The 14,567-nt window shown below is 53.0% G+C and carries 18 protein-coding genes; 17 read left to right on the top strand and 1 reads right to left on the bottom strand.

The annotated features are described in order from the left end of the window. Positions 1-70 precede the first annotated feature (70 nt). The 14 genes from WBG83_RS04230 to WBG83_RS04295 all read left to right on the top strand — a co-directional run bounded on the left by WBG83_RS04230 (position 71) and on the right by WBG83_RS04295 (position 10,643). Positions 71-328, top strand: coding sequence for a hypothetical protein (locus tag WBG83_RS04230; RefSeq protein ID WP_336742971.1), 258 nt, complete (start codon positions 71-73; stop codon positions 326-328). Further along, positions 328-1,038, top strand: a complete 711-nt coding sequence (locus WBG83_RS04235; RefSeq protein WP_336742973.1) for a FadR/GntR family transcriptional regulator — start codon at positions 328-330, stop codon at positions 1,036-1,038. The genes WBG83_RS04230 and WBG83_RS04235 overlap by 1 nt, the downstream gene beginning before the upstream one ends. Before the next feature lie 242 nt (positions 1,039-1,280). After that, entirely contained in the window at positions 1,281-2,024 is a 744-nt protein-coding gene (locus WBG83_RS04240; RefSeq protein ID WP_336742975.1) for a (Fe-S)-binding protein, read from the top strand. Between the two features lie 19 nt (positions 2,025-2,043). Beyond that, positions 2,044-3,540, top strand: a complete 1,497-nt coding sequence (locus tag WBG83_RS04245; RefSeq protein WP_336743118.1) for a LutB/LldF family L-lactate oxidation iron-sulfur protein — start codon at positions 2,044-2,046, stop codon at positions 3,538-3,540. Beyond that, positions 3,537-4,364 carry a LutC/YkgG family protein gene (locus WBG83_RS04250; protein ID WP_336742977.1) on the top strand — a complete coding sequence of 276 codons (828 nt, stop codon included), beginning with the start codon at positions 3,537-3,539 and terminating at the stop codon, positions 4,362-4,364. Before WBG83_RS04245 ends, WBG83_RS04250 begins: the two co-directional genes overlap by 4 nt. A gap of 396 nt (positions 4,365-4,760) precedes the next feature. After that, a complete protein-coding gene (locus tag WBG83_RS04255) occupies positions 4,761-5,279 on the top strand; it encodes a hypothetical protein (RefSeq protein WP_336742979.1) in 519 nt (172 codons plus the stop codon). 102 nt (positions 5,280-5,381) lie between these two features. Beyond that, positions 5,382-5,822, top strand: a complete 441-nt coding sequence (locus WBG83_RS04260) for an NUDIX hydrolase (RefSeq protein ID WP_336742980.1) — start codon at positions 5,382-5,384, stop codon at positions 5,820-5,822. A 65-nt stretch (positions 5,823-5,887) separates the two neighbouring features. Continuing rightward, positions 5,888-6,226: a hypothetical protein gene (locus WBG83_RS04265; RefSeq protein WP_336742982.1), complete on the top strand. Its 339-nt coding sequence runs from the start codon at positions 5,888-5,890 to the stop codon at positions 6,224-6,226. Positions 6,227-6,239: 13 nt separating this feature from the next. Further along, positions 6,240-6,749 (top strand): DUF6886 family protein, encoded by a 510-nt coding sequence (locus tag WBG83_RS04270; RefSeq protein ID WP_336742985.1) that lies wholly within the window; start codon positions 6,240-6,242, stop codon positions 6,747-6,749. Between the two features lie 131 nt (positions 6,750-6,880). Next, the gene (locus WBG83_RS04275; protein WP_336742987.1) at positions 6,881-7,690 is read left to right on the top strand and encodes a phosphodiester glycosidase family protein; all 810 of its coding nucleotides are present in this window, start codon (positions 6,881-6,883) and stop codon (positions 7,688-7,690) included. Between the two features lie 581 nt (positions 7,691-8,271). Continuing rightward, a complete protein-coding gene (locus WBG83_RS04280; protein WP_336742989.1) occupies positions 8,272-8,724 on the top strand; it encodes a GNAT family N-acetyltransferase in 453 nt (150 codons plus the stop codon). A gap of 40 nt (positions 8,725-8,764) precedes the next feature. After that, on the top strand, positions 8,765-9,307 hold the full coding sequence (locus WBG83_RS04285; RefSeq protein WP_336742991.1) for a hypothetical protein: 543 nt from the start codon (positions 8,765-8,767) through the stop codon (positions 9,305-9,307). A 360-nt stretch (positions 9,308-9,667) separates the two neighbouring features. Continuing rightward, positions 9,668-9,988 carry a hypothetical protein gene (locus tag WBG83_RS04290; protein WP_336742992.1) on the top strand — a complete coding sequence of 107 codons (321 nt, stop codon included), beginning with the start codon at positions 9,668-9,670 and terminating at the stop codon, positions 9,986-9,988. 103 nt (positions 9,989-10,091) lie between these two features. After that, positions 10,092-10,643 (top strand): DUF420 domain-containing protein, encoded by a 552-nt coding sequence (locus WBG83_RS04295; protein ID WP_336742994.1) that lies wholly within the window; start codon positions 10,092-10,094, stop codon positions 10,641-10,643. A gap of 241 nt (positions 10,644-10,884) precedes the next feature. On the opposite strand, the gene WBG83_RS04300 is transcribed toward WBG83_RS04295, so the two are convergent. After that, positions 10,885-11,976 (bottom strand): helix-turn-helix transcriptional regulator, encoded by a 1,092-nt coding sequence (locus WBG83_RS04300; protein ID WP_442955789.1) that lies wholly within the window; start codon positions 11,974-11,976, stop codon positions 10,885-10,887. A 211-nt stretch (positions 11,977-12,187) separates the two neighbouring features. Between WBG83_RS04300 and WBG83_RS04305 the strand changes: the two genes are divergently transcribed. From WBG83_RS04305 to WBG83_RS04315, 3 genes are read left to right on the top strand one after another with little or no spacing between them, the layout of a single operon-like run. Continuing rightward, positions 12,188-13,129: an ABC transporter substrate-binding protein gene (locus tag WBG83_RS04305; protein WP_336743120.1), complete on the top strand. Its 942-nt coding sequence runs from the start codon at positions 12,188-12,190 to the stop codon at positions 13,127-13,129. Beyond that, a complete protein-coding gene (locus tag WBG83_RS04310) occupies positions 13,104-13,880 on the top strand; it encodes an ABC transporter permease (protein WP_336742998.1) in 777 nt (258 codons plus the stop codon). Before WBG83_RS04305 ends, WBG83_RS04310 begins: the two co-directional genes overlap by 26 nt. Beyond that, positions 13,856-14,557: an ABC transporter ATP-binding protein gene (locus tag WBG83_RS04315; RefSeq protein WP_336743000.1), complete on the top strand. Its 702-nt coding sequence runs from the start codon at positions 13,856-13,858 to the stop codon at positions 14,555-14,557. Before WBG83_RS04310 ends, WBG83_RS04315 begins: the two co-directional genes overlap by 25 nt. Positions 14,558-14,567 lie beyond the last annotated feature (10 nt).

A 14,567-nucleotide genomic window follows, 5' to 3' on the forward strand; every position in this document is an offset into this window, starting at 1 on the left:
CGGCACTTGCACGCGTGCCAACCAAGGCTGGTGCAGGAACAATTGCTACAGGTGTCAAGGGGGACGGAAAATGAGACTGCGGCGTTTGTTATCGCTTCGCCACTGGCGGCATGTTTTTATACGAGTGTTTAAGCTTCTTGGTTCATCGAATGTGCCATTTTGGGAGAAGCTGCTGTTTGTCGTGCCGGTCATGCTGTATTGGGTGCTGCCGGACGTTCTGCCATACCTGCCGGTGGATGACATCGCAGTGACGATGTTCCTGGCGAACTGGTTCAGCCAGCGGCTTGAAAACAAATACCTGGGTCCGGCGAAAAGAGGAACAAATTAATGGAAACCACCCATATTACTTCCCGAAAAATATATGAGCAGGTTGCTGAACGGATTAGACAGCAAATTACAGAAGGCCGTCTGCAGCCCGGACAAAAGCTTCCGTCCGCTCGTGAGCTGTCCGAGGTGTATCAGGTCGGCCGATCTACGGTCCGTGAGGCGCTGAGCGCTCTGAAGGCCATGGGTCTGGTGGAAATTCATCACGGCGAGGGAAGCTTTGTGCGGGAGCTGGATTCCAGCTCGCTGGTGATGCCCCAAATCGATACACTGCTGCTCAGCAAGGATACGGTGCTGGAATTGATTGAGGCGCGCAAGGCGCTGGAGGTGTCCAACGCCGGAATCGCCGCTCAGAAGCGCACGGAGGACAATCTGCGGGAGATGAAAGCCCTGCTGACGCTTATGGAGCAGCACCTGGGCGACGAGTCGGTCGGGGAACAGGCAGATATGCAGTTCCATCTGGCGCTGGCCAAGGCGACCCGCAACTCCATCATGGTCCGGCTGCTGGAGACGATCTCCGGCCAGATGGAGGCGGCGATTCACGAAACCCGCCGTCTGGAAATGTACGCCAGCAAATCGGTATCCGAGCAGCTGTGGCGGGAGCATGAGGCTGTATACCATGCGGTTCTGGCTCGAGATTCCGCAGCCGCGCAAGAGGCGATGCAGCTGCATCTGTTCCATGTGGAACGTGTGTTAATACAGTTTTTGAAATAGCAGCCGGAGCCAATGAAGCTAATGACCGGGCCGCTGTGAACCGCAAGACTACATCTGCGGATTGCTGCGGCCTGTTTTGTGCAACGGGCTTCAAATGGAGCCGTGAGGGGATAACCAATTCACTCCGATTACAGGCAAGGTGTGATATTTGTTAATTTCCCTCTTCCTTTTTCGACAGTGATCTGATAACCTGATAAGTAGGAAAGCGTTTTAATCACGACTTGTGGAAAAGAGGGCTAGCGATGCGAGTTTCGCTCTTTGTTACCTGTATTGCCGATCAGATGTATCCCGAGGTTGCGGAAAGTGTTGTGCGGCTTCTGCACCGTTACGGCTGTGAAGTGGATTTCCCGGAGCTGCAGACGTGCTGCGGCCAGCCGGCTTTTAACAGCGGATATCAGGATGAGGCCCGCGAGGTGGCGCGGAATCTGATCCGGGCGTTTGAGCACAGCGATTATGTGGTGTCCCCGTCCGGCTCCTGTACAGGCATGGTGCATCACTTTTACCCTTATTTGTTCGAAAATGAGCCGGAATGGAAGGCTAAGGCCGAGCGGATTGTAGAGCGGACGTATGAGTTCTCCCAGTTTCTGGTGCAGGTACTGGGCATTACCGATCTCGGCGCTGAATTCGGAGCCAAAGTAACCTATCATCCGTCGTGCCATGCTACGCGGCTGCTCGGGGTGAAGGAGGAGCCGATGCAGCTGCTCACTTCTGTGAAGGGCATTGATTTCGTCAGTTTGCCTAAAAAAGAAGACTGCTGCGGCTTCGGCGGCACGTTCGCCGTCAAGATGTCGGATATGTCCGAGGCGATGGTCTGCGAGAAGGCGTCCCATGTATGCGAAACGGGCGCGGAAATTCTCGTCGGCACGGATTTGGGCTGCCTGATGAATATCGGCGGCCGGTTGAATAAGGAAGGCAAGCCGGTGCGCGTGATGCATCTGGCTCAGCTGCTGGAGGAAGGAGTGAAGGCCCGTGAGCGTTCAGTATAAAACAGCCGAGCAGGAGGAAATGGCTCTGATCGGAACCGGCTTGAAAAAACGGACGGAGAAGGCGCTTGCCGATCATTTTCTGCGTAAAGCGGTCGCCTTCACTACAGATAAACTGAAGAACGGGCGGCTTGGCGCCATTGATGAAATGGGCAGCTGGGAAATTTGGCGTGAGCGCGCCAGCGCGATCCGCTCGCACACGATTGCGCATCTGGACTACTACCTGAACCAGTTTGCCGAGAATGTCCACGCCGGGGGCGGACACGTTTATTTTTGCTCCAATGGGGATGAAGCGGTTCAGACGTTTATGGAGATTGCAAGAGCCAAGCAGGCGAAGCTGGTTGCGAAGGGCAAATCGATGGTGTCCGAGGAGATGCATCTGAACCATCATCTGGAGGATCACGGCATCGAGGCGATTGAAACCGACCTGGGGGAGTACATTTTGCAGCTGGCGAAGGAAACGCCTTCGCACTTGATTATCCCGGCGATTCACAAGAACAAGCAGCAAATCGCGAACCTGTTCGAAGAGGACGCGGGGCGGCCCTTTGAGCCGGAGACGAAAATTTTGGCTGCTTACGCCAGACAGAAGCTTCGCAATTACTTTCTCGAAGCGGATATCGGCTTGACCGGCTGTAACTTCGGTGTGGCCGAGACCGGGTCTATAACGCTTGTATCCAATGAAGGCAATGGCCGGATGGTTTCCAGCATTCCCAAAACACACGTTGTTGTCATGGGGATGGAACGCCTGGTTCCGACCTTCGACGATGTGGAAGTGATGCTGAACATGCTGGCCCGCAGTGCTACGGGGCAAAAGCTGACCACCTACACGTCCTTCATTACCGGTCCGCGCCATCAGGGTGACATGGACGGTCCTGAGGAGCTGCACGTTATTATTCTGGATAACGGCCGATCGGCACAGCTGGGGGACCCGATCTTCCAGGAAGTGCTCAATTGTATCCGCTGCGCGGCCTGTCTGAACGTTTGCCCGGTATACCGCCAGGTCGGCGGCCACACCTACGGCGACGTATACAGTGGTCCGATTGGAGCGGTGCTGACGCCGCTATTGAAGCAGGATATGAAGGAAGCCGGCCAGCTCGCCTATGCGTCGAGCCTGTGCGGGGCCTGCTATGAGGCATGCCCGGTCAAAATCCCGCTGCACGACATGCTCGTCCACCTGCGCCACCGGAAGGTGAAGCTGAAGCTGACGCCGCTTGCGGAGCGTCTGGCCTTCAAGGCGTTCCAGACGACCTTCGGCAATGTGCGGCTGTACAAAATGGCGATGAGCGCAGCCTATTTCGGCATGAAGCCGCTGGCACGCGGAGGAATTATCCGCAAGGCGCCGGGACCGGCTGCGGGCTGGACACAGTCCCGTTTCTTGCCGATGATGCCGAAGCAGTCGTTCCGGGACCGGTGGACGGCCCTGCAGCGTGAGCTTGCACAAACACCGCCGGCAGAGCCGGTTGCCGGCCCTAAGGACGGCAAGAACGGATCATCAGCCAAAGGAGGCGGGCATTCATGACAAAATCGACGACGATGCGCGGCCGGGATGCTTTCATCCAGAACATTGCTTCCCGCCTTGGCCGCAAAGAGCCGCTACGCGAGGCACCGGCGCATCCGCTGCGCGGCGTGCCGGAGCATTACAAAGCGATGTCCTACAACCCCGATGAGCTGGTGGAGCTGTTCGTCCGCAACTGGACGGCGCTCACCGGCAAGGTGCTGCTGGTGAAGCGTTCCGAGGCGCGTGAAGCGATCGGGGCTTATATAAAGGAAATTTCGGCGGAGCTTGGCGTGACGCAAATTAGCCGTTGGGAGCATGAGCGTCTGCTTGAGCTGGGGCTGGATGATACGCTGCAAGCCGCAGGCATCAAGGTTGTTCCCTGGCGTGAGGATGAGGACGAAGCCCCGGCCGGGGCAGAGCAGGCAGGTCAAGAGGACCTCGCCGAGCCCTTGTCCGGCAGCGCCGGGGAAACCGGGTCAGGACCGAACTGGGCCAAGCGCAGCAAGCTGCTCCGTGAAACCGAGCGCTGCCAGCTCGGGCTTGTATGGCCGGATTATGCCGTAGCCGGGACCAGCACGCTCGTGCTGCCCGCATACGGCGGCCGCGGCCGCTCGGTCAGCCTGCTGACCAGCATTCTGGTGGCCGTATTTGACAAGGAGCAGCTTGTCTTCCGCATGGGAGAGGCACTGGAGGCGCTGCGCCGCCGTTACCCTCATGTCACCGATGTGCCGTCCTCGATTAACCTGATCACCGGCCCGAGCCGGAGCGCGGACATCGAGAACGACCTGACGATCGGTATCCACGGTCCGGGTAAGGTGTACGCTGTTATTTTACATGATGAATAAGGAAGGACCGTTTATCCGGCGTGCCGAAGACATAGTTGAGGCATAGCTAGTGATGGGTTCGTAAATAAAGCAATCTGATTGTAACTGGGGACAGCCTGCTGGAAGGGCTGTCTTTTTGTATTTCACTCCCGGAAAGTGAGCGACAGCCTCGCGCAGAATGCGGGATGAGCTGCTGCACCTACTGCCGCACCGGCGGCAAGCTTTTGATTGCAATCGACTGGAAGAACCTTCAAAATACATAGAGAAGCCTAGTAGACATTGGCTCTGCTGCTTCATAGCCTTAGATGTCGAAGACCTGTTGGTACACAATTCCAGAAAAGATAAGTTTTCAAGAAAAAACGTCAAACTCGTGACAAATGAGATTGATTCACTGAATCAATATTTGAAAATAAAGGAATGAAGATCATCGAATACATAAAGCAGCATGCTGCGAAAGCATATGAACAAATCTGTTCCATAGCCGGGCAGCCTCGTTTTCTATTTTCTAACGATCCCGCTTTAGTAAGCGACGAATACCGCTATAATTATCAGTACATAACCGGGTTTAACCGATTGCTTAAACGCGGCCGTATAACGACAGAGCGTATTTTTTATAGCTTTATGTTTTTAGAGAGGGAACTCGAGTCTTATTTGCAAAATCACTACAAGAACAAATCGTTTGTACTGTATATCCCTGCAGATACCGCCATTCCGGCGTTCGCCTTGACGTTAGTTTCATATCACGGAGAAGAACAGTTGGTTGGGAATGTAGATTTAGAGCAATTAATAGAGTGGTATAAGGAAAACGCCTATTTTGATGGAATCACCATAATAGAAGAGCAGCAAGCTGCTGAGGAGCACGATGGACAAGAGGATACGAACACAGAGCAGAACAATGGCCGGGGTAAAAGATACATTAAATTAATACAAACGTAAGCGGATGCGGGTGATTAGAAGGTATGAGTATAACCTGTTAACTGGAGAGGGCGTTTTATTATCTTGTACCTGACTTAAATGGAGCAGGAAAAGGAGAATACCGTGAGCAAACCTATATTTTACGGCTCGGTCAATCTTATTTTTAAGCAGGAGCCAGATCAGGTGCTGTTATTAAAAAGACAAAATACCGGCTTCGAAGACGGTATGTGGAGCTTGGTGGCGGGACGGATTGACGGGAATGAAGAGGTGAAGGCAGCGGCCATCCGGGAAGCTTTGGAAGAAGCCGGTGTTCGGATCCCTCCGAACGGCCTGGAAGTGGCGGGAATTATGCATCGCAGGGATCCCAGGTACCACACGGAATGGATGGATTTCTTCCTTCTGGTTCACGAATGGGAAGGGGAGCTGTTTAATGCCGAGCCTCATAAATGTGAGGAAATCAGGTGGTTTTCCCTTCACGAGCTTCCTGAAAACATGATTTCTTACATGAAGTCCGCTCTGTTCAGCCATCAAAAACCGGTCTGGTTTGAAAGCTTGGGCTGGTAAAGAGGAGAAGGCGTGACCAAATCATGTCCACTTATTTTAAAAAAACGGGGTTATGAATGCAGAACATGAGTGATGTTGAGATTCGTTGGGCTGATCCATTCACACTGGAAAATCGCAAGGAGTATTATCAACGTGCTTTATACGAGGGCCAACATCAAATCGCATTGTTATTGGTGGGGAAGCAAGTTGCTGGCTGTATTGCAATCGGAGCATGCCGAGATCATGATAGCCCGTTTGAAAGAATTGGGTATGCTAGAGTCTCATTGTGGGTGCTCCAAGACAATACAAATGCTAGAAGATTTTATGAACACCTTGGTCTTCTATGTGATGGGACGGAGAAGGTGATTACAAGAGGAAAGGAATTGGTTCAGGTCCGCTACCGGATGGAACTTGATCCAATTTAAACGAGGTGCGCCAATGCTGTTTCATTTTAGCGAGAATCCGGATATTGAGGTTTTTGTGCCGAAACAAATTCAGAGCCGGCCTGGTTTTCCGGCTGTTGTGTGGGCCATTGATGAGGAGCAGGAATTCACCTATTACTTCCCGAGAGAGTGTCCGCGGATTGTGTGCCGGAGAACACGGAATACGAGTGAGGAGCACCGCGAATTATTTTTCAAAAATACGGACGCGGACATCATTGTCACCGTCGAAAATGAATGGTATCCCGCAATCGCCAAGCAAAGGATATATAAATACCATTTCGCTGAGGCGGGCTTTGAGCTTTTTGACCGGACGGCAGGGTACTACATTTCCGTTCAGACCGTCAGGCCGGCCGCGGTGGAGGCGATGGATAACTTAATCGGGCGACTGCTGGGCAAAAATATTGAATTACGTTTTACATCGAGTCTCTATCCGCTGCGTGAAGCGATCGTTTCCTCCGGTTATGAGGAATTTGGAATACACCGGTTTAGTAATGCAAGAAAATAACTGAATAGACCGGCGTAATGATTAGCCTTATCTTTATCCTGCATCTCAAAGTCTCGCTTTTGAGGAATGATCTCGGCTGACGTTTCGTATTGTATAGTAGGTTATCCAAAATCCCGCTTACGAGGAGTGACATGGTGCGGATTATCGTCGTTCGTCTTCGTCCGATCCGATTATGGTACAAGCTGGCGTGTGCGGCTGCAATTCTTTTTATCGTGCTGCTGTTCCTGATTCCGGCTATGATGGCGGATAAAAATGATATTGCCAAGCATTATCGTTATGACAAACGGGTAAGCTCAAACGGCGTTGAACTGCACACGATTGAAACGACCCCCGATCACGTCGGTCTCCAGGCAATCGATACGAACGTAACCGCGACTCCATTTTACGGGGTGAACGGGGGCTTCTTCTGGGAAGGGGCGCTGCTCAGTGTTGCGGTAGTCAACGGCCGGCCGTTAAAGGGAGAGCCGGGGGATTACGGATCAGGCTGGTACAATACGGGCATTACGAATCATTTGCCGCGCGGAACGCTGGTGTGGGATGGCAGCGACCGGCGGTTCTCCGTGCAAATCGTAACAAGTGCGGACGAGCTTGCCGTAAGGGACAAGCAGCAATATTGGGCCCAAGGCGGGGTAAGTATGAGTCTTGGAAATGAGGCGGTATGGCGGCAGGAAATGATCGCCCAGGAGATGCCTGGCTATGACAACGGACATATGCGCACCGGACTAGTATATGACAGCGCCAATCGGCTGTATATGATTGTTTCTCCTACGAGCTGTACGGTGGAGCAGTTTCGTTCGGCTATTGTTGAGCAGCTCGGGGACCGTAAGCTGGTGGACGGGATTTTTCTCGATGGGGACGGCTCGTCCCAATTACAAACCAAGCAGGTCCGGCTGGCCGGTGATCGCCGGCAGGTGTTCCAGATGCTTGCCGTTACGAAATAGCGGGCCGTTAGCCGCGGGTTTCCGAACCAATCGGCTGTAAACAGGCGTAAGCTGGAAATCGGGGAGGATATCCGGCAATATGACCCCGGACAATATCGATAAGGGGAAGGAATATATAGTTGACTTATTAGATGGAGATACGACGTTATCTCCATTCTTTTATTTTTACCGCTAGATTTTGTGTTAATATATGGAAGGGTGCTTGTTCTTTTACAGGAGAAATTCATACTGTCCTAGGGAGTGTGTGCCAAGTGAGTGTCAATGTAATTCATCGTAACGTTAGGGGCATCTTCCTGTCCGTGATATTCATAAAGCCTGCACCTTTATGAAGGAACAGGGCGTTGAGCTTGTTACGGGAATCGAGAACGGGCACTGGCGGTCGGTCGACCACATGCTGTAAACGATGATAAGTGGATGACGTGCTGCTGCAGGCTTTTTCCTTGAAAAATCGCAAAGAAGGAACGGGAATGATGGCCGGATTCGGAATTTTAATGGCGGGCGCGGCTCTCTTTTAGCAGTGGCGGATTAAGAATGAAGTTCGTAGCCGTACCATTATAGCCATGCCTAAGAAAGGAGAGCTTATGAATAACGCTTTTGCTCGAACCATTCGTCGGTCGGAATTAAGTGAATTGTTGAATTTGTACAAGCATCTGCATGCGCGTGATCCTGAATTGATTTTTGATGCCAATCTTGAAGTGCTTTGGGATGAAATTCTCCATGATAAGTATATGAACATTATTGTTGTGGAGAGAGATGGGGCAGTCATCTCTACTTGTGTACTCACCATCATTAAAAATTTGACCCGGGGTGCAAGACCATATGGGCTGATCGAGAATGTGGTCACACATCGGGATTTCCGGCAACGAGGATATGCCCGTATGGCTCTGGACAAAGCAAATGAAATTGCGATGGAACATGGCTGCTATAAGGTTATGCTGATGACCGGGTCGAAGCGGGACGAGGTTCATTCATTTTATGAAAAGAGCGGATTCGTCAAAGGGCTCAAAACCGGATTTAGTAAGAAATTGATTTGAAGCGGTCCGCAAGGCGAGGAAAACGGAGGAAAATAAGCGTATGCATGCAAAGCTAAGGGTAGGCGTGGGTGTTATTTTGATCGTGACCGGGATAACTCTCTTGTTCACCTATAATGCCTATAACCGGATGACCAGGACGTATACGGAGCAGGAGCTTGCTGCAGATGCTACTCGCCGGATCGTCCAGAACGCAGGCGGCAAAGGCCACGTACGGGATGTGCAGCTGCAGGTACAGCAAAGCATCGGGCACAATAAGGTGCTGCTTTATTCCTATCATTTTACAAACGCGGGGGAAGCCAGCGGTTACGTGATGTATGAAGAGCGTGATGGGAAATATAAGGTGAAGCTGGAAAACCGGTTGGCGGCAGCGGTGAGCGATAATCAGACGAATGCAGGCTTACACTATATTTTGAGTGACGGCTATTGGATTGTATGCGGCATCGTCCGTGACGGGGAGCCGGATACCTATGAGATTAGGTCAGGGCAGACCGTCATTCAGGACGTATTCGAGCGGGATCAATATTTTATTAAAGAGTATGTGCTGGGCAATCCCGCCGAAGTGAAGATAACACCGTTAAATTAAGGGAATAGGCAGCATTTGAAGCGAAATGAATGCTACACAAGATACCAGGATATCAACCGTGCCAGGACTGTGAAGGCGGCCAAACTGCGGAGTTCATAGAAACGACATATGGAAGGGTTTGCTTTTGAAAACAAATCGTTTACGCTTGGATTGAAGGGGACAAACTGGAGAAATGCAGGCGTGCCAGTGCAAGGCGGAATGATTGTGACGGCTCTCTAATCACGGGCCGGATCAAGTCATGCAGCGACGAAACGTACTCGTTCTAGCGGGTGCCCCGTTGGCACCTGACAGGCCTGAGCACCGAACACAGACGGGTGTTACGATATACACACCGCAGGATTTATGACAGGGGGAGTCGTATTGTCGGTCGCAGCATTGATCGTGGAGCCGGAGAACTCCGGCTGGTACGTTCCTATTGCAACGGAGTCTTTTTTTATGCGATGCTGGATTCCGGCCATTCAGGCTTTGCAATTGCAGGTGATTTCCATGTTTGACCCTGGGGTAGATATATGCAAGGATGAATTGCCGCTGCTGCTGGAGGAGCTGGATCGGGTAAAGATGTGGGCAAAGATTCATTTGGCTGAGGAAGACAGCGGGCATATGGAGCGGCGGATTCAAAATCTGACGCAGCGGCTAACAGAAATATTTACCGATGAGGGCATTGTCGTGTTTATCGGTTAATCATTGATAGACGAAGCTTGCACATTGGTAATGATCGTAAGAAAGATGAATGCAGCAGCCTTGGAACGGCACAATAAGGATCGAGAAGTCAGGAGGAGTACATATGCAATCAAGTCATAGCAATCAGGAAGGGAACAATCCCCGCAATTTTACGCCGTTAATCACGATTCTTTCCATCGTGCTGATCGGCCTGATTTCAGCTTTGTTTTTTCTCCCCGGATACAAAGGGACACTGGGCTTCGATGTGACGATTTTTCCCCTGCTGAATGCCATTTTCAACTGCTTTACGTTTATTAGCCTGCTGCTGGCGCTCATTTTTGTGAAAAAGAAAAAAATAACGCTGCACCGGAACTTTATTCTCGCAGCGTTCTGTTCGACGGCGTTATTTCTCGTGTCGTATGTCATTTATCATTCGCTGACGGAGCCGACGCGGTTCGGCGGCGACCCTTTTTGGAAAGGCGTCTATTTGTTTATTCTGCTTACCCACATCGTTCTTGCGGCTGTGAATGTGCCGCTCGCTCTGTTTACGGTGACACGAGGCTTCACGAAGCAGGTGGAGCGCCACCGCCGGATTGCCCGGTGGACGATGCCGATTTGGCTTTATGTCAGTCTCACCGGTGTGCTTGTGTATATTATGATCTCGCCGTACTACTAAGATGCTGCGGTGAAAATAAGGCTTGCGGCCGGGATGGTGTTCACTCACTGTCCCGGCCGATTTTTTTTCCATTTGAAGGTTGCGATACTTCTGAAAATTTCCCTCCGCTGCACGCCTGCAGCTGCCCCGGCTAATCCCGTCCTGCGTCATCCTATAGGCGTAAGCAGGATACACACTTTTTAAGGATAGCGCCTCCGGCTTACCATATTTGTTCACCTACATAACAAGGCTAGGAGGGGGGCTAGACGCCCTTGCTTTCCGCCTCCAGGCTAAATCTGGACAGCAGCTGCCAAATGAGATCTCTCCGGCTGGATACCCCGGTTTTGGCAAAGATTGATTTGAGATGATCCTGTACGGTGTAGGCCGTAATATGGAGCGACCGGGCCAGCTCTTTCGTGGAATATCCCCGCATAATCCCCTCTAACACTTGCTTCTCGCGAACCGACAAGGCATAGGCCTCCGTAATGATAGGCAGCATATCGGCCGGCTTGGCCGGCTCAAGCCATACTGCAAGCTGGACGCCATGCTCAGATCCGTTTAAGAGACTGGCCCGGATGGTCAAAAACGGTCCTTCCGGCATTCGGATACAAACCTTAGCCAGAGGGGAGTCTTTTCCCTCTGCTGATTCAGACAACGCGCGGGAGCAGACTGCCCGGATCGGACGCGGAAGAACGGCGCTTTCGATGCCCTCGGCCTTGCGGAGCCGGGCCAGCCACTGCTCGGCCGTAGCATTGAATGAGCTAATCTCCAGCTGCCCGGTAAGCATGAGAATCCCAGGCTCATCCTCAAGCCAGTCCGCCTTCTCCAAGGGCAGGGCCAGGCTTGTTTTGCGTAAGCAGCGGGCGATGCATGGGATAAGCGAGGACAGAAAGCTGCGCTCTTGCTCATCAAATAACGGCTGGTCCGCCCTGCGGAATAAGGTGAGATATCCCCAGCAGGCCCCCTCAATGACCAGCGCCGCCCGCAATTCATCCTTAAACCCCGCAGGCTGCAAAACATCCCGGTACCGGCCGCTTAATTCCAGTGATCCTCCCGTTGCGGCACTTAATGTCGCTAGGGTATCGGCTTTCCGGGTCAGATCGTCGTAGGCATTATAATCCTCACGAAGGTATTCATATTCAAACAGCTTTGCATGGATCGCTTCGACTCCTTCTTCTGTAGCGGCCCCTGTCGACAGCAGCGTGTTCGGGTCTATGGCTGTGCAGCACGCCGCAGCAAAGGGCACTCCTTCCCGAAGCAGTTCAATGAGTGAAGTCCGGTACGCCTGCGAAGAGACGGCGGCCTCCCCGAGTGCAGTGACTTTTTTTCTGAGCATTTCCTGTTGTAATTGGATCATATTCGTCTCCCGTGCAAAGGTTCTTTTGCAGCTTCAGGCATGAAAATCCCATATTTGTGGGATGGCTGATTATTGTGCCTCATCCTTATAATTGATAATGATTCTTAATGATATTTTATAAGATTGATGAGGAGTTGGAAAGGGAAATATGGGATGGGGACACCGCTGCTTGCTTTATATCTCAATTATAAGTGTTATGGCTTTGGCCGTGTTAACCGGTTGTGCTGCAAATACAAAGGAGGCTGCTGCACCTGCGGCCGCTGCGAATAAGGAACAGAGCCTGCAGGAGGTAACGCTGCTGTCGCCCAAAGCGCCTTCCCTCATTCCGGCATTGCTGGCGGAGACGAAGCAGGATAGCGGTATATCGCTGAAGGTGGAGACGTGGGATACCATTGAGCAGCTGCTGGCCCGCGTTCAAAGCCCGGATGCACTGTTTATTGCCGCGCCACTGAATGTGGGGGCGAATATGGCGGCGAAAGGTCTGCCGCTTCAACTGATTCATGTCAATACATGGGGATCTATGTATTTGGTCACTATGGACCCGGGGACGGCAAGCCTGGCGGATTTGGCGAATGAAACGGTCCATATTCCCGGCCAAAGCGGCCCGCCGGAAATAATAACGAAATTTGTGCTGAAGGAAAACAGCCTTGACGCCAAGGTGAAGCTGGCATACGGCACGGTACCTGACATCGTTCAGCAGCTGGCTGCGGGGACGATCAAGCACGCCGTTTTGCCGGAGCCTGTATTAAGCGGGCTGCGTCTGCAGCAGCAAGGCCGTGTGAAGGAGGTGGCCGACTTCCAGCAAGTATGGCGGACGATGTACGGACAGGATTTGCCGCAAACCGGTATTTTCGTCAACCGAAAATGGGCTCAGGCGCATCCGAACGAAATCGCCCGGTTCCAGGAGCTTTACCGGTCGGCGCTGCAGGAAACGGTGCGGCAGCCGGACGCGGCGCTCAAGCAGGCGGCGGGGGCATTCGGCATTCCTGAAGCGGTGCTGGCCGAGGCAATGCCCAAGATTAGCTTGATATTCAAAGATGCCCGAGAGGCAAGGCCGGAAGTGGAGCGCTATTTTAACATTCTGCTGCAAGCCGCCCCTGATTCCATTGGAGGAGCTTTACCGGATGACGGCTTCTACTACGGCTCGTAAGCAGGCGCCCGGCTGGATCACGTATCTGGTGCTGATTGTCGCTTGGGAGGGAACAGCGAGAATTTACCCCTCGGTTGTTCTTCCGGGCCCTCTTGAAACGCTGCATACCCTGGCTAAGCTGTTTGCGGAAGGCCGGATATGGAAGCCGCTGGAGCTTTCGTTTCTCCGCTTTGCGGCGGGATTCGGGCTGTCCTTCCTGCTGGGGACTTTGCTTGGCATCGGCTGCGGTATCTACGACAGGCTTTATGCTTTTATCCGGCCCGTCGTAGGCTTGCTTCAGGCAATTCCTCCGGTTTCCTGGATTTTGCTCGCGATTCTTTGGTTCGGTGTCCATGGGGGTGCACAGGTGCTGGTGGTCACGGTGGCGTTATTTCCCGTATTTTTCTTTAACTCTGTGCAGGGAATACGGCAGGTTTCCCGGGAGATGCTGGAGATGGCCCAGGTGTTCCGCGTGCCCCGAAGCAAGCAAATGCGGGACATTTATTTTCCTGCCCTCGCGCCCTTTTGGTCCGCCGCTTTAACCGTCAACCTCGGCACTGGCTGGAAGACGGTCGTTATGTCCGAGCTGATTAGCGGGCAGACTGGCATTGGAGCCGCAATGAATACAGCCAGAATTTATTTGAAGACGGATGAAGTCATGGCATGGACGCTGCTTGTGGCTGTTTTGGGCATGGGGCTTGAAGCAGCGGCACGGGGATGGCTGGCAAGGAAGAGAGCGAGGAACGTATGCGATTCGAACATATCTCCATAGCGTATGGGAGCCGGCAAATATTCAAAGAGTTCTCATTCGCCCTGGATCCCGGTCAAATCACGTGTGTCATGGGGGCATCAGGTATTGGCAAAACGACAATGCTCCGTATGGCGGCAGGGCTGGAACGGCCGTCATCAGGCATAATCCGGCGGCCCGGCGCTGCACGGACCGGCATGGTATTTCAGGAGCCCAGGCTGCTCCCCGGGAAAACCGTGCTGGACAACATCCTCTGGGTGCTGGATCAGCCCAAACGCAGGGAAGCGCAGCAGCAGGCCCGCGCACTATTAGATGCAGCAGGCCTGGCGCAGGCAGCGGGCGATTACCCGCAGCAGCTGAGCGGCGGCATGCGGCAGCGGGCCGCGGTTGTCCGCGCTTTTGCCGCCGAGCCGGATCTGCTCGTGATGGATGAGCCTTTTCAAAGCCTGGATATGGCTTCGCGTCAGGAGATGTATGCGCTGCTGCTGCGTTTGCATCATAGCGGCAGGCCGACAGTGCTGCTGGTCACCCACGATCTGGAGGAGGCGCTGACGCTGGGGACCCGTATTGTTGTCCTGGGCGGCTCCCCTGTTGAAGTTGTGCTCGATGTGGCAGCGGCGAGGGAGGAAGGCGGACCTTATTTCAGCGAAGCGGATCGTCTGCGGCTGGCGCAGATGACCAGGGGAACGGCCACTTTTTAAAAGAATGGAG

This window comes from Paenibacillus sp. y28, from assembly GCF_037137075.1.
Lineage (GTDB): Bacteria > Bacillota > Bacilli > Paenibacillales > NBRC-103111 > JBBBNV01.

Coding starts and splice junctions, on each gene's coding strand:
- WBG83_RS04255 (WP_336742979.1), top strand. CDS start 4,761: ATGAAGATCATCGAATACATAAAGCAGCATGCTGCGAAAGCATATGAA.
- WBG83_RS04285 (WP_336742991.1), top strand. CDS start 8,765: ATGCATGCAAAGCTAAGGGTAGGCGTGGGTGTTATTTTGATCGTGACC.
- WBG83_RS04280 (WP_336742989.1), top strand. CDS start 8,272: ATGAATAACGCTTTTGCTCGAACCATTCGTCGGTCGGAATTAAGTGAA.
- WBG83_RS04295 (WP_336742994.1), top strand. CDS start 10,092: ATGCAATCAAGTCATAGCAATCAGGAAGGGAACAATCCCCGCAATTTT.
- WBG83_RS04235 (WP_336742973.1), top strand. CDS start 328: ATGGAAACCACCCATATTACTTCCCGAAAAATATATGAGCAGGTTGCT.
- WBG83_RS04310 (WP_336742998.1), top strand. CDS start 13,104: ATGACGGCTTCTACTACGGCTCGTAAGCAGGCGCCCGGCTGGATCACG.
- WBG83_RS04230 (WP_336742971.1), top strand. CDS start 71: ATGAGACTGCGGCGTTTGTTATCGCTTCGCCACTGGCGGCATGTTTTT.
- WBG83_RS04240 (WP_336742975.1), top strand. CDS start 1,281: ATGCGAGTTTCGCTCTTTGTTACCTGTATTGCCGATCAGATGTATCCC.
- WBG83_RS04315 (WP_336743000.1), top strand. CDS start 13,856: ATGCGATTCGAACATATCTCCATAGCGTATGGGAGCCGGCAAATATTC.
- WBG83_RS04275 (WP_336742987.1), top strand. CDS start 6,881: ATGGTGCGGATTATCGTCGTTCGTCTTCGTCCGATCCGATTATGGTAC.
- WBG83_RS04265 (WP_336742982.1), top strand. CDS start 5,888: ATGAGTGATGTTGAGATTCGTTGGGCTGATCCATTCACACTGGAAAAT.
- WBG83_RS04245 (WP_336743118.1), top strand. CDS start 2,044: ATGGCTCTGATCGGAACCGGCTTGAAAAAACGGACGGAGAAGGCGCTT.
- WBG83_RS04250 (WP_336742977.1), top strand. CDS start 3,537: ATGACAAAATCGACGACGATGCGCGGCCGGGATGCTTTCATCCAGAAC.
- WBG83_RS04270 (WP_336742985.1), top strand. CDS start 6,240: ATGCTGTTTCATTTTAGCGAGAATCCGGATATTGAGGTTTTTGTGCCG.